The following is a 14,703-nucleotide window of genomic DNA, read 5'->3' on the forward strand; positions in this document are numbered from 1 at the left end:
CAAAAGAAAGATAGGATCGGACATTCATCCGGCTGCCCGGGGTTGGTAGGATTAGATGGAAACATCATCAACCGGATAAATGGAGGTTCTACCCTGGTGAATATACAATTTTCTGCCCCTGCCGTCTATTGGACAGAAGCGCTGCCTGCAGGGAACGGTAATCTTGGAGCTATGGTATTTGGCGGTATTGAGCGTGAACGGATTGCTTTGAATGAAGATACCCTCTGGTCAGGTTATCCCCGCGAATGGAACAATCCGGGAGCCAGGGAAGTATTGCCGGAGGTAAGATCCCTGATTGCGGAGGGCCGCTACGGGGAGGCGGATCAGCTCTGCCGGCAAATGCTGGGTCCCTACACGCAGTCCTATCTGCCGCTGGGGGACCTGAATATTACGATGGAGCACGGGCAATCGCTAGAGCGGGGAAGCTACAGCCGGAAGCTGGATCTTTCAGCCGGTGTAGTCGGCATACAATACAAGATCGGGGGCGTGCAGTACGCGCGCGAGGTATTTGTCTCGCATCCGGATCAGGTCATAGCCGTTAGGCTGACGGCCAGCCGGGAAGGCGCGCTGAGCTTCCTTGCCAGGCTGGACAGCCCGCTCCGCCACAGCATCCGGCTGGAGCAGGAGCAGTTAACCCTCTCCGGCCATGCTCCGGAGCATGTGGACCCGAATTATTATGCGTCTGCCGAACCGGTCCGTTACGGCGATTCCGGAGCATCCCGGGGGCTGCAATTCCACGGAAGGCTTGCAGTAACACATGAGGGCGGAAGCCTGCATGCGGGAGCGGAAGGGCTGCGTATCAGCGGGGCGACCTCGGCCACGCTGTACTTCAGCGCAGCGACAAGCTTCGATCCGCTGCTCAGGGCAAGCAGCCCGGAACGTATTCCCGGGGAGGTGACGGCCCGGATTATTCAGGCGGCCGGCAGCAGGGAATACGCTGCGGTTCTGCAGGATCACCTTCAGGATCACCGCTCGCTTTTTGACAGAGTGAAGCTGCATCTCGGGCCAGGCAAGGCTCCTGCCGATCTGCCGACCGACCAGCGGATTGCCGAATACGGAAGCAGTGATCCCGGGCTGGTGGAGCTGCTGTTTCATTACGGCAGATATCTGCTTATCGCCAGCTCCCGGCCGGGAACCCAGCCTGCGAACCTGCAGGGGATCTGGAACCAGGAGACCCGTGCTCCGTGGAGCTCCAATTATACGCTGAACATCAATGCCGAAATGAATTACTGGCCGGCGGAGGTGTGCAATCTGGCCGAGCTGCATGAGCCGTTCATTGATTATATCGGCGCTCTGGCGGTCAACGGCCGGAAGACTGCCGAGGTGAACTATGGCGCCAGAGGCTGGGTTGCCCATCACAATTCCGACCTGTGGGCCCAGACAGGCCCGGCAGGCGCTTATGGTGACGGTGATCCGGTGTGGGCGTTCTGGCCGATGGGCGCGGTGTGGCTGACCCAGCATGTGTGGGAGCACTATCTTTTCAGCGGAGATATGGATTTTCTGCGTGAGACTGCGTATCCGGTGATGAAGGATGCGGCGCTGTTCTGCCTGGACTGGCTGATTGAGAATGAGGCCGGAGAGCTGATTACGTCACCTTCCACCTCCCCGGAGCATAAGTTTGCTTCCGGAGGCGGGCTGCATGCAGTCAGTGCAGCCACAGCGATGGATCTGTCGCTGATTGCCGAACTGTTCGGCAATTGTATGGAGTCGGCTGAACTCCTGCAGACGGATAAGGAGTTCGCCGATGCTCTGGGGCGCGCGAAGGAACGCATGCTGCCTCTGCGCATAGACCGCCAGGGCAGACTGCAGGAATGGTCTGAGGATTATCCGGAGGAGGACGTCCATCACCGTCACGTCTCCCATCTGGTTGGTGTATATCCGGGCCGGCTGATCTCGGAGAAGTCAGCTCCCGAGCTGTTCCGGGCAGCCAGAACGGCGCTGGAGATCCGGGGAGACGGCGGAACGGGCTGGAGCCTGGGCTGGAAAATCAGCCTGTGGGCCCGCTTCAAGGACGGCAACCGGGCGGAGCGGCTCATTTCCAATCTGCTCACCCTTGTCAGGGAAAATGAAACGGCGAGCCAGCGGGCTGCAGAGGGCGGCGTATACGCGAATCTGTTCGACGCTCATCCGCCGTTTCAGATTGACGGCAACTTTGCCGCCACTTCGGGAATTGCCGAGATGCTGCTGCAGTCCCACCAGGGATTCCTTGCGCTGCTGCCGGCGCTGCCGGACTCCTGGCCGGAAGGATATGTGAAAGGGCTGCGGGCCAGAGGGGGCTATGAAGTGGATATAGACTGGAGCAACGGAAGCTTGTCCGGGGCGGTTATTACAGCCTCCCGTACACAAACCTGCCGGATATTGGCCGGTCGGCAGATTCAGATCAGCGAAGCCGGAACGAGAGTAGAGAATATTACGGTAACAGACGGGATTGCCGAGTTTCCGGTTGAAGCCGGCAAGCGGTATACCCTCACCGTAAAGGAATAGCCTGTTCAGCCCAAAAAACCTCATTACTGAGGTTTTTTGGCGTTCACCGGCATCTGTTCCGGGCTGAAGGTCAGCCGGTAGGCTGAGGGCGAGAAGCCGGTGAATGCCTTGAAGGTTCTGGACAGATAGGAAATGTCGGGTATCCCTACCCTGTCGCCGATTTCCGACAGCAGAAGATTCGTGGTTGCAAGCAGCAGCTTGGCTTCCTCGAGTCTTTTTTTATTGATGTATTGGATCGGGGAGGTCCCGAACTGCCGTTTAAACACGCGGATAAAATAATTGGGCTGCAGATGCGCCAGCTCAGCCAGTTCTTCAATGGTCAGATTCCGGTGATAGCAGCGCTGAATATGCGAGATGACCTGCTGAAGCGGCTCAGATACCGCTGCCGGCCTGAGGCCTTGCTGGGTTAGGGCACTCTGTTCCAGATAGTGGGCTATAAGCTTCAGCATGGCGGATTTGACGAGCAGCGGACCGGTGAGGGCAGAATCCTTATGGTGCTTCAGCAGCTCACGGAAAAGCTCAATTGGCCCGCTGTCCTGCTCCGTGTCGATCCAAAGGGGCGTCTGCAGCAGATCAAACAGATTGCGTTCCCCGATCCGCGCGGTAAAATGGCACCAGTACTTCGTGTACCGGGGACCGGAGGTATAAGAAAAGGACTGCTTGATGCCCTGCGGCATCAGGAACCATTCCCCGGGCTGCGGGCTGAACTCGGCATCGCCGATTTTCAGCCAGCCTTCCCCTTCACATATCAGGTAGAACTTGTTATAGTCGGGCGTATAATCCAATTCCCGCCAGTCGGTCCATACCTGATTGTATCCTGCAGCCGTTACGCGTACCTCGAGATTCTCCATATACATCCGGGTTAATTGCTGATTGTTCACATTCATACTCTCCGATCCGTAAGCAGTCGACATCAAGAATTCTCTCAGATGATTTTAGCATGCAATGCCGGAATCCGGCTAATATCTGACAGGGATCCTGTGGTTCCGAAACTTTTCGTAATCCAATATTTACAAAATGCACAGGTCAGCGTACAGTTCAGATAGGGAATATTGGGCTAAGCGCTTAAGGTGCTCCTTGAATATAGCTGCTAATGTAAAGGGAGGACAGTAATGGCATACAGTGAAGTTGAATTGCGCACGTCATTAATGTTATCGGTTCCGGTTATTCTGGACAGTCATTATCAGTCCTTAATGAGGAAGGATAACAATCTTGCCTGGTTTATAGAATCACACAAGGAACTGCTGGATTCCAGCTTCACTACGATTTTATTACTTATGATAGAGGCCCTGTACATGAACGCTGCCGATTATGGACAGTTTCTTGATAATTCGCACAAGGAGGGTGTCCAGCAAGGGATATTCCTCGCGGACATATTCGGCGAGCACTTTGATATTATGATGGAAATGAGCAAGGATCTGAACCTGACAGCCCAGAACATCATGTTCGGAATTATCGAGGAGAAGGTGGATGAACCCGTGAACCGGCTGTTTTTTAACGGCCGTCTGATGGAATGCAACTGGGTCAGGTTTACCGGTTTCGCCCAGGGCTATCTGTCAAATAAAAATGAGGAAATTGACAGCCTGCATGAGCAAAAAATAGCAGTAATGGGACAGATGGCTGCAGGAATGGCACATGAAATCCGCAATCCACTGGCTTCGATTAAGGGCTTTGCCCAGCTGATCCATAACCGGCTGAATGAGCCCGAGATCAAGGCGGCAGAATTGCGGGCTTATCTGGATATCACGATCAAGGAAATTGATAACCTGAACAGACTGGTCACGGATTTTCTGGTGCTCTCCCGGAAGGGGGACAGTCTGCAAAGAGACGGTGAGATTTTCAATGTAATTGAGGTGATACATAGAGTAGTAAATATCGTAAATCAGCTCATTATCAGCAATAATATTGTTCTGAATGTACATTATTCTGCTGAACAGGTGTGGACGCTTGGAAACGCCTCGCAGCTGGAGCAGGTCTTCCTGAATATTTTGAAGAACAGCATCGATGCCTTCACAGCCGTAAGCGGCCAAATTGATGTTACCATTACGACGCAAGCGGATACGAACGAGATTATTCTGTATTTTGCCGACAACGGGGCGGGCATACCTATGGACAAGCTAAGCCGGATCTTTGACCCGTTTTTTACTACCAAGCCAAAAGGAACCGGCATCGGGTTATCCATCTGTAAACAATTAATCGAAATGTACGGCGGACAAATCCAGGTGAATTCCGTAGTAAAGGCGGGAACGAATGTGAAGGTCAGCCTGCCGTGGGTCAGCGATTATGCTGCCTGTATGGAGGAAAGTGTATCCTAAACTGTGCGAGTATAAGAATGAAGAGGGGCGACCTGCCGGGAGGCGGGTCTTTTTGTTAGGTGTGAAGCAGATATGAAGCGGCCGGGCGGGAGCTGTACTATATGGGGAATGTAAATATAATTAATATATTCATTAATTAAAAATCGCAAGCGGATTCATTGAACTGCTCTTTAGTCAGCTTCTTCAATAATAATGGATTGACTCCTTCTCCTTCATCTGCCTATAATACTTTTATAATTATAAATGTATTAATAAATATGTTAACTAAATAAGTTTATGCAGAGAGGACTCAAACCAATGGATAAACAGACCAAGCTGAAGGTGTATGCGCAACAAACGGGAGCGCCGCTGGGCGATTTGTTCGGCATTTTCTTTGAAGATCTCAACCATGCAGCCGATGGGGGATTGTATGCGGAGCTGGTCCAGAACCGCTCATTTGAATTTGATCCCATTGATCATCCCACCTACCACGCTTTGACAGCCTGGGAAAAGGCAGAGCGAGGAGGCGGGCGTGCGGAGCTGAGCATTGCGAGCGAATCCCCGTTCCATCCCAAAAACCCGCACTATGCGGTGATTGAAATAACCGAGCCTGGAGACGGTGTGGGCCTGTCCAATGCCGGCTTTAATACAGGTATTCCGGTAAAGGAAGGCGAACATTACCTGTTCTCGTTGTATGCACGGCGCAGTGACAGCTTCAGCACACCGGTACGTGTCCTCATTGAAGACAGCAACGGGGCGGTATGTGCTTCAGCTGAGCTTGCCGTAGAATCTGATCAGTGGCAGAAATATGAAGCGGTTCTTACGGCAGGCTGCACCGACAATGCCTGCAGGCTGGTCATTCTGACCGGCGGGCAAGGCAGACTCGAGGTTGATCTGGTATCGTTGTTCCCTCAGAACACCTATCTCGGCCGCCGTAACGGGCTGCGCGAGGATATTGCCGTGCTGCTGGCGGATATGAAGCCGAAATTTATGCGTTTTCCCGGAGGCTGCCTTGTTCATGACGGGTCACTGAACCCGGATGACCGGAATTCGATGTACCGCTGGAAGAATACAATCGGAGAGCTTGCTGCACGCCCGGCTAGACGGAATAACTGGCAGTACAATCAGACGCTGGGTCTGGGCTATTACGAATACTTCCAGTTCTGCGAAGACATCGGGGCCAAAGCCATTCCTGTACTGCCCGGCGGCTATGATCCCCACCATAAGCGGATCGTTCCCCTTGACGAGCTCGGACCGTGGATCCAGGATGCACTGGACCTGATTGAATTCGCCACAGGCGACGCAACGACGGAGTGGGGCGGAATCCGCAGCTCACTCGGCCATCCCGAGCCCTTCGGGCTGGAATACATCGCGATCGGCAACGAGGAGGTCGGCGAGCCGTTCTTTGAGCGGTATCCGTATTTCCATAAGGCGATCAAGGAACGGTATCCTCATATCCAGGTAATCAACAGCAGCGGTCCGTTTGCTGCCGGCGGCGAATACGAACGGGGCTGGGCCTCGGCCAGAGAACACGGCTCGGATCTGGTTGACGAGCATTACTACCAGTCCCCGGAATGGTTCCTGGCCAACATGGACCGGTACGACAGCTTCAAGGCTGATGAGCCCAAGGTCTTCCTGGGTGAATATGCATCCTGGGGCAATACCTACTATAACGCTCTAGTAGAGGCTGCGTTCATGACCCGGCTGGAGCGAAATGCTCATGCCATCGGCCTGGCCTGCTATGCGCCGATGCTGTGCAATGTCGACTATGTTAACTGGAAGCCGGATATGATCTGGTTCAATAACCATGAGGTGTTCGGTACGCCGAATTATTATGTACAGAAGCTGTTTATGAACCATCAGGGTGACCGGCTGCTAAGTATCGCTGCGGAGAATCTTCCGGAGAAGCCGGAGCCTGTCCAGGAGCCGGTGAAGGGCAGCATTGTCCTGGCTGCCGAGAAATCTGCCGTTACGTACAGCAACATTACGCTGACCAACAATCTGACAGGTGAACAGAAGAGGATCGAAGCGCCTGTTGAGCTAAATGATACGGAAGACACTGTGAGCAAGGAGGAAGAACAGCGCTCATTCCTGCTGGGGGAAACGGACTGGAGGGATTATACGCTCAGCCTGACTGCCCGCAAAACAGGCGGCGTCCGCGCCTTCCTGATCTTCTTCGGTATGCAGGATAGCAAGAACCGGCTGAACTGGGAGCTTGGCGGCTGGCAGAACCAGGACAGCACGCTGAGTGCGGTCGTTAACGGACGGGGCTCCTGCCTGACCCAGAGCCTGTTCACCGTAGAGAATGATACCGATTATGAGCTGGAGCTGCATGTCAGCGGCCGCGTGATTACAGCTTCAATAAACGGGGTTGTTATCAACTCGGCGGAAGACCGTGTGCCGGACATTCAGCCGCTGTATTACACGGCAAGTGTGGAAGAGGCAACCGGTGATGTAATCGTCAAGGCGGTCAACGTGCAGGACACTCCGCTTCCGGTTACAGTCGAACTGCAGGAATTGGCCGCAGCTTCTTACCAGGCTGAGGTCCATGAGCTGTCGGGAGTGGAGCTGGATGCGGAGAACAGCTTTGCTGAGCCGCTGAAGGTCAGCCCGTCCAGCCGGACGATTGCCTTTGAAGGAAGCAGCTTTGATTATGAGTTCCCGGCACATTCGGTTACTGTGTTCAGAGTACAGAAGGCTTAAACAAGACGTAAGATCCGCTATTTGCCATTACATTATCTATTAATCCCGCAGGGAGGGTTCATCTTGTCCGAATCGAAACCAACTTATTCCGGTTATCTGTTAGTCCATTTTATCGGGGAGCAGCCTGACGGTGAGCAGGTCTATTTCTCTTACAGCGAGAACGGCCTGCACTGGAAGGATCTGAATGGAGGCCTGCCGGTTCTGCGCTCAGAGCTGGGTGAAAAGGGGGCCAGAGATCCCTTTATCGTCCGTTCGCCCAAGGAAGGGAAATTCTATCTGATCGCCACCGATCTGCGCATTGCCAGCGGCAAGGGCTGGGGGGCGGCCGTTGAGGAAGGAAGCCGTGATATTATCGTCTGGGAATCTGCCGACCTGGTGAACTGGTCAGAGCCTTGGCCGGTTACTGTCGGGGTGGAGGGAGCCGGCTGTGTGTGGGCTCCGGAAGCCATATATGACGAGACTGCGGATGAATTCCTGGTATTCTGGGCTTCCGCTACACAGGAGCCGCAGGAAAGCGAACGGAAGCACAAAATCTACAGCTCACGCACGAAGGATTTCCGTACCTTCACGCCGGCTGAGAAATATATCGAGCGGGACAACCATATTATTGATACTACAATTATTGAGGCAGGCGGCAAGTATTACCGCTATTCCAAGGATGAGACAACGAAGAATATCCGGGTAGAGGAAGGTGCGTCGCTGGATAAGGATGCCTTCAGCTATGTAGATGCTCCTGTTCTGGGAGCCATTATGGGTGTGGAGGGCCCGGAAATCTTCAAGCTGAACGGGCGCGAGGAGTGGTGCCTGATCGTGGACCGCTATGCGGAGGGTAAGGGCTATCTGCCGCTTCTAACCTCTGACCTCGGCAGCGGCGAGTTCCGGGTGCTGGAAGACAGCGAGTTTGACCTCGGCAGAAACAAAAAACGCCATGGCGGTGTGCTGCCAATCACCTTTGAAGAGTCCAGCCTGCTGCTGCAGGCCTTCGGGGACGGCCACCAGGTACTACCGGGGCAATTCGCTGATCCGGATCTGGCCAAGTTCGGTGACCGTTACTATTTGTACCCGACAACAGACGGCTTTACCGGCTGGTCGGGAACGCAGTTCCATGTCTTCTCATCGGATGATTTGAAGCTGTGGAAGGACGAAGGCGTCATTCTGGATCTGGCAACCGATGATGTGCCGTGGGCAGTCAGCAGCGCATGGGCTCCGTGCATCGCCAGCAAGGACGGCCGCTACTTCTATTATTTCTGCGGCAAAAAACCGGACGGAGAGAGTGCGATCGGCGTAGCGGTTGCCGATGCTCCTGCCGGTCCGTTCACGGCGCAGCCTGAGCCGCTCATTACCATGGGACAGCTGCAGCGGCTGGGAATCACCATGGGACAGGCGATTGACCCGTCCATTTATGCCGAGGATGACGGCAAGGTATACCTGCTGTTCGGAAACAGCCATGCTGCGGTTGTCGAGCTGGGCGCAGATATGATTTCGGTGGTGGAAGACACCATGCGGAATCTGGAAGGACTGCATGATTTCCGCGAAGCAGTCACCGTGCTCAAACGGGACGGGCTGTATCATTTCACCTGGTCCTGTGACGATACAGGCAGCGAAGATTATCATGTGAACTATGGAACGGCGGAGCAGCTGTACGGGCCGGTAACTTATCAGTATACGGTTCTCAGCAAAAATAAGGACAAGGATATGCTCGGCACCGCCCATCACTCCATTATGCTGGACAAGGATACCGGAAAGTACTGGATTGCCTATCACCGGTTCGTTACACCGCTGACCCGGTTCAACGATTATAAGGGAATACACCGCGAAACCTGCATCGATCCGTTAAGCTTCGGCGAGAACGGGCTGATGCAGCCGGTGAACCTGTAGAAGCTTCAGATAATCAGGAGGTTGAATAGAGATGAAAGAAACCATTACCAATCCATTAGTCCTGCAGCGGGCGGATCCCTGCATCTACCGACACAGTGACGGTTATTATTATTTCACCGCTTCAGTTCCCGAGTACGACCGGATTGAGCTGCGCAGAGCGCGGACCCTCGGGGAGCTTGCCGGCAGCGAGCCGGTAGTCATTTGGACCAAGCATGTCACCGGCATCATGAGCGGTTATGTGTGGGCGCCTGAGATTCATTTTATCGGCGGCAAATGGTATGTGTATTTCTCCGCAGGCAGCGACGATGCGCCTTTTGCACAGCGTCTGTATGTACTGGAGAACGGATCGGACAATCCGCTTACGGGAAGCTGGGAAGAGAAGGGCCGGATTTATACCGCCTGGGATACCTTCTCGCTGGATGCAACGACCTTTGAGCATGGGGGAGCGCGGTATCTGGTGTGGGCCCAGGAGGACCCGTCAGTCCAGGGCAACTCCAGCCTGTTCATCTCGAAGATGGCCAACCCGTGGACGCTGGACGGCGGACAGACGGTGCTTACCCGGCCGGAGTATGACTGGGAAGTAATCGGCTACCGGGTCAATGAAGGAGCAGCAATTCTCAAAAAGAACGGCAAGATCTTCCTGACCTATTCTGCCAGCGCAACAAACCATCATTACTGCATGGGAATGCTCACGGCAGCAGATGACAGTGATTTGCTGGATGCCGGCTCATGGACCAAATCCCCGGTTCCTGTCTTCACATCAAGCGAGGAGACCGGCCAGTATGGTCCCGGGCATAACAGCTTTACGGTATCGGCTGACGGATCGCAGGAGCTGATCGTCTATCATGCCAGAAACTATAAGGAGATTACAGGGGATCCCCTGTTTGATCCGAACCGTCATGCCCGTGTCCAGCCGGTAGAGTGGGATGAGCAGGGGCTTCCGGTATTCGGCCTGCCGGTACCGGACGGCCAAGAACTGCAGCTCTAAATAAACTGATAAACCGTATCATACCGGGGGACTCTCCGGTGTGATACGGTTTATTTCGTTTCAGTTCCGATTATCTGTCATATTTTCGGGGACAGCTTGTCGGGGAAGGGGGAATCCAAACTAAGTGGAAATTCGGCATCTATTTTTACGCTAAACCTGGTTATCGGGAATCTAGTTGGAAAAACGCCAACTAAATTCACCCTATATGCCCTTTTGCGATTAGTAGCCTGAAATAGATGTCTTTTTTCCACCTAATGGCCGCAAACTCCGATAAATACAAGAATTAAGTAGCAAAAATCCAACTAACTAGATTGAACGAGTAAGTATGTATATACAGTAGTCTGCAGACTTCTACTGCCAACGGCAGGATGCCCCAAGACGAATCTGCAAGGCAAAACAGGGATGCCCTTCAGCCGTAACGGCCGAGTGGCATCCCTGTTTAAGCTTTTATATGCAGATTATTGCAGATTGAGGATATTGCTGATGATGACAGCAGCCTGAGCGCGGTTGGCAATGCCTTTTGGCGCGAAGGTGTCAGCGGTCATCCCTTTCACAATGCCTTCCTGGGTGAGCAGCGCTACAGCGTCTTTACCGTAGGAAGCGATGCTTGCCTTGTCCTTGAAGCCTGCAAGGGCGGCATCGGCATTGCTTACCGATTTCCCTTTGAACTTCGTCAGGGCATTGGCAGCAATGATAGCCATCTCTTCACGGGTGATGGAACGGTTAGGCTCGAATTTGCCGTTGCCTACACCGTTAACCAGACCGTTCTCTACACCGGCGGCAACATAGCTGTAAGCCCAGTTGGTTGCTGCCACATCAGTGAAGTCAGCCGATGCATTCTCCAGCGGGAGAGCGAAAGCACGGACGATCATGGTGATGAATTCGGCACGGGTAACTTCCTTGAGCGGTGCGAAGCTGCCGTTGCCTACGCCGTTAATAATACCTTTAGCGCTTAATTCTTCAATTGCCGATGCAGCCCAGGTTACCTTACCCAGATCTGTAAAGCTGCCTGCCGGAGCAGGTGTTGCTGTCGGCTGCGGTGTTGCCGTTGGAGCTGGTGTTGCAGTCGGTGCCGGAGTTGCAGCTGGAGCTGGTCCACCCGTTACAGGCTCGGATTCCAGTACGCCAGGATCCATGCCGTCAGCTTCTGTGGCTGCCGGAGCCGAAGCGTAGATGGCATTAGCCAGTAATCTGAACTGGTTCTGCGGGTGATATTTATTCAGCAGGTCGTTGGCGAACAGGGTTACATGAATGCTGTCCGTCTGGTAATCCAGAGCCAGTACCTGATCTTTGGCAGCATCATTGTTCGGCCACCAGCCGGCTTTGAAGAAGTCATCGCCGGTTCCGTATTTCGCCAGGATTTCAGCGCCTTCCGGAACAGCTGTGATATAAGCTGCAGATACAGTGTACAGGTATTCACTTTCTTCATAAGCAGCAGTAATCAGGCTATCCTGTGAAAGGGTTGCTTTGAACAAGCCCTCATGTGCGGCGGCTCTATTCGATTGATTCACCGGATTGGCAAAATTAAGGCCTGGCAGGACGTTCAAAGCTTTAACGCTGCTCAGGATCGTACGGCCATAACCGATGAACGGCTTGCCGCTGGCGATCAGATTAGTACCGGAGTTAACCAGCACGTCTGCAGCAACAGGATCAGAAGTTACCTTGAACCCAAGATCCGCCAGGATGTAGGAAGGTGCTCCGGCAATGGCTACATTAGCCGGCTTCAGCAGCTTGCCTGTTTTGTCGCCTGTGGCATAGAACGGTACAATGTCCAGCAGGTATTTGGAAGCTACGGTCCGCAGATTGGATCTGGATACCAGGAAGCTGCCTTTTTCATAGCCGGCACCGCCGTTTTCGAGCAGTGTTACTGCTTTTTTGTTCGTGATCAGCTCGTTAACCGCTTTGATTGCATCATTGTTGCTGTTGCGGATAACGTAATTTTGCGAGAATGGATACTGATCCAGGTTCGTTGCCGGAATTACGATACTGCTGACCTGCGTAGTTTTGCCGGTGAATGCACCAGCACTGCGGCTGATGTAACGGTCAAATCCGCGCATATCTGCGAAGTTCTGTACGGTATCGGAATACATGGCGTCGAAGTCGGATACATCCAGTCCATCATACAGGACAAGGTTGGCATAACCCCGTTTAGCCTGATGCATGTTTACGACATAAGTTCCGGCAGGATAAGTGTTGCCGTCTACCGTTACCGCTGCAGTGGTCTGTTCAACTTTTACACCGTTACGGAGCAGGTATTGCACCATTTTGTAAGTTTCCAGCGCGTTCTTCTGCAGATCTTTAGCTACAGGAAGCACATAATATTCAGGGAAGAAGTTCGTGTCTTCGGTTTCACGCTCACGGCCGATAGACTCGTAGTTGGCGTTAACCAGGTAAGGATCAACTTCTTTGTGGTCTTCATTGTTAATACCGCGTTTGAAGATTTCAAGCTGGTTCAGGAACAGCTCTTCTTTGTTGCCCTGTACATAATTAGTGGCAGCCAGTGTTGCATAGTAGAAGGCATCCAGGGAATCTTCGTTCAGCTCAGGAACCTCAATGGTATGTCCAAGCGCACCCTGATGCATAGCGTAGACAGCGGTGTACGCCGGAGAAGCATCGTCCCAGCCCGTTGCGTTGCCGTATGGGTCGGCATAGTTAGGATCATTTTTCAGCTTTTCAGCTTCCAGATAAGGAATGTGGTATGCATCATACTTGGTGTTGGCGATACCGGCATTACCCATAGCGTTGGCCTGTTCAAGCATGCTGTCCATAACAAGATCGTACTCAATGTTCGGATCATGCGGCGGGGTACAAGGCTCAATCAGGAAGCCGCTCACGAATCCGTGCATATCCAGGAAGCTCAGCGGAGTCCATTTGGCAATCTGTGCAGTAACAGCCTGAGTTTCAGGTTGTGTCTGGTAAGAGTTGTCACGGTTCGGGTCAAGCAGGGTGGAAGTCGCACGTGTATTGAGCGCACGGCCGTCCGGATTCTCTACATAATCCAGCAGGAAAATCACATTGTCCAGCGCCTTGTCGATATCGAGGGCTACCGGAACTACATTGCCATTGGCATCGGTTGTATCATAGTTGACGATCTTTTCCGTCATCAGGGTTTCCAGGAACTTGATAATAACGTCAACACCGTTGGCTTCATCCGCATGGATGTTGTTCAGCCAGATCGGCACTTTATAATCCTTAAGCTGGCCGTTCTTGATCATTTCCTGCAGCTTGGCAGGGTCGTTGTTCATCAGCGGCAGCGTTTCGTTCAAATATTGGTCTACGGACGCCTTGTCCTTGGCGACGATGGAGAAGTGGATTGCCCGTCCCTGTGTGGACGTTCCAATCTGCTGGTACTCCACATAACGGCCGTATTTGTTGTTGCTGTCAGCGGTGATTCTATCAATCGCCGGCTTGATTTCATCATATGTATGATAGGTATCATACGGGTTCAGATCCACCTGCTGCTCTACCAGCACATCACCGGCAGGCGTTTTTGCAGTCAGGTTATATACCCCGGCAAGCTTCACATATTCGGCCCGGATGCCGCTGACGGCCAGGTTCACACCGTATGGCATATCGAAGTATACCAGAGCGGTTACCGTAGAAGCTGCAGCAGGCTCATAGGATACTTTTACAAAAGGATCTCCCGTATAAGCTCTAACGTTCGAAGCATTATTCCATTTCTTCCATTCGGCCAGCGGCTTCATCTCTTCCGCGGTTCTGCCGAATGTCCAGGTAAGCTGGTCTGCTGTAACGCCTTCAGGAAGGGTCAGCGTAACCGGCATGGTTCTGGCTTCGGTCATCGAAGCCTGGTAGACTTCTTCCGATACGGTGGCCGGAGGGGTCTGATAGACTTCTTCAGTTACCGTTGAGGATTGAACCTGTGTCTGTACCTGAGGCTGGACCTCGGTAACAGCTGCTCCGGCATAGGCTGACGGAATAATTCCGGATAGGGTCAGAGTTAACGCGATTAATAAGGATAAAAATTTCTTAGTCATCATATACCTCCCAGTGTCTTGTTTGATAGATCGCTGCCCGGACGGCAGTAGAGTCTGCTTATGCAGATTTATGCATCCCTCCTGTAGATTCGTACGGCAAATCTCCCATGAATATGTAATATTCACATTGCGTGTGACGAATTAATATACATAAAACACATTTAATATACATATAGAAAACTATAATATAGTATTTTAATTAAAATCGGAAGCTTTTTCATAGATTTAAGCCAAAAAATTATATTTTCAAAATGATAACGCTTAAAAATTATATTGATGAATATGAAAATACTAAAAAATCCGGCAGCTGTTGCGGCTTATGTATCTGATATTTATTTGTGTGCAGAAGCGTGCAAATGAG

Annotated in this window: 7 protein-coding genes; 5 read left to right on the forward strand and 2 right to left on the reverse strand. The window is 52.6% G+C overall.

Annotated features, from left to right (window positions below; all coding sequences use genetic code 11):
• Positions 1-96: 96 nt before the first annotated feature.
• The gene (locus tag AC4G46_RS07930; protein WP_491127448.1) at positions 97-2,484 is read left to right on the forward strand and encodes a glycoside hydrolase family 95 protein; all 2,388 of its coding nucleotides are present in this window, start codon (positions 97-99) and stop codon (positions 2,482-2,484) included.
• 23 nt (positions 2,485-2,507) lie between these two features.
• Here the strand turns inward: AC4G46_RS07930 and AC4G46_RS07935 are convergent, their stop codons facing one another.
• The gene (locus tag AC4G46_RS07935) at positions 2,508-3,365 is read right to left on the reverse strand and encodes a helix-turn-helix domain-containing protein (protein WP_491127449.1); all 858 of its coding nucleotides are present in this window, start codon (positions 3,363-3,365) and stop codon (positions 2,508-2,510) included.
• A gap of 231 nt (positions 3,366-3,596) precedes the next feature.
• Here AC4G46_RS07935 and AC4G46_RS07940 point away from each other — a divergent pair, with 231 nt between their 5' ends.
• The 4 genes from AC4G46_RS07940 (at position 3,597) to AC4G46_RS07955 (ending at position 10,347) form a co-directional block, all read left to right on the forward strand.
• Positions 3,597-4,799, forward strand: coding sequence for a sensor histidine kinase (locus AC4G46_RS07940; RefSeq protein WP_491127450.1), 1,203 nt, complete (start codon positions 3,597-3,599; stop codon positions 4,797-4,799).
• 297 nt (positions 4,800-5,096) lie between these two features.
• Positions 5,097-7,481: an alpha-L-arabinofuranosidase family protein gene (locus AC4G46_RS07945; protein WP_491127451.1), complete on the forward strand. Its 2,385-nt coding sequence runs from the start codon at positions 5,097-5,099 to the stop codon at positions 7,479-7,481.
• A gap of 63 nt (positions 7,482-7,544) precedes the next feature.
• On the forward strand, positions 7,545-9,359 hold the full coding sequence (locus AC4G46_RS07950) for a glycoside hydrolase family 43 protein (protein ID WP_491127452.1): 1,815 nt from the start codon (positions 7,545-7,547) through the stop codon (positions 9,357-9,359).
• Between the two features lie 31 nt (positions 9,360-9,390).
• On the forward strand, positions 9,391-10,347 hold the full coding sequence (locus AC4G46_RS07955; protein WP_491127453.1) for a glycoside hydrolase family 43 protein: 957 nt from the start codon (positions 9,391-9,393) through the stop codon (positions 10,345-10,347).
• 458 nt (positions 10,348-10,805) lie between these two features.
• Here AC4G46_RS07955 and AC4G46_RS07960 read toward each other — a convergent pair whose 3' ends face one another.
• On the reverse strand, positions 10,806-14,342 hold the full coding sequence (locus tag AC4G46_RS07960; RefSeq protein ID WP_491127454.1) for a M14 family metallopeptidase: 3,537 nt from the start codon (positions 14,340-14,342) through the stop codon (positions 10,806-10,808).
• Positions 14,343-14,703 lie beyond the last annotated feature (361 nt).

This window comes from Paenibacillus sp. fava2, from assembly GCF_058313675.1.

Bases quoted from the DNA above. Each gene is read 5' to 3' on its own strand.
- AC4G46_RS07940 (WP_491127450.1), top strand. From the start codon at position 3,597: ATGGCATACAGTGAAGTTGAATTGCGCACGTCATTAATGTTATCGGTT.
- AC4G46_RS07955 (WP_491127453.1), top strand. From the start codon at position 9,391: ATGAAAGAAACCATTACCAATCCATTAGTCCTGCAGCGGGCGGATCCC.
- AC4G46_RS07945 (WP_491127451.1), top strand. From the start codon at position 5,097: ATGGATAAACAGACCAAGCTGAAGGTGTATGCGCAACAAACGGGAGCG.
- AC4G46_RS07960 (WP_491127454.1), bottom strand. From the start codon at position 14,342: ATGACTAAGAAATTTTTATCCTTATTAATCGCGTTAACTCTGACCCTA.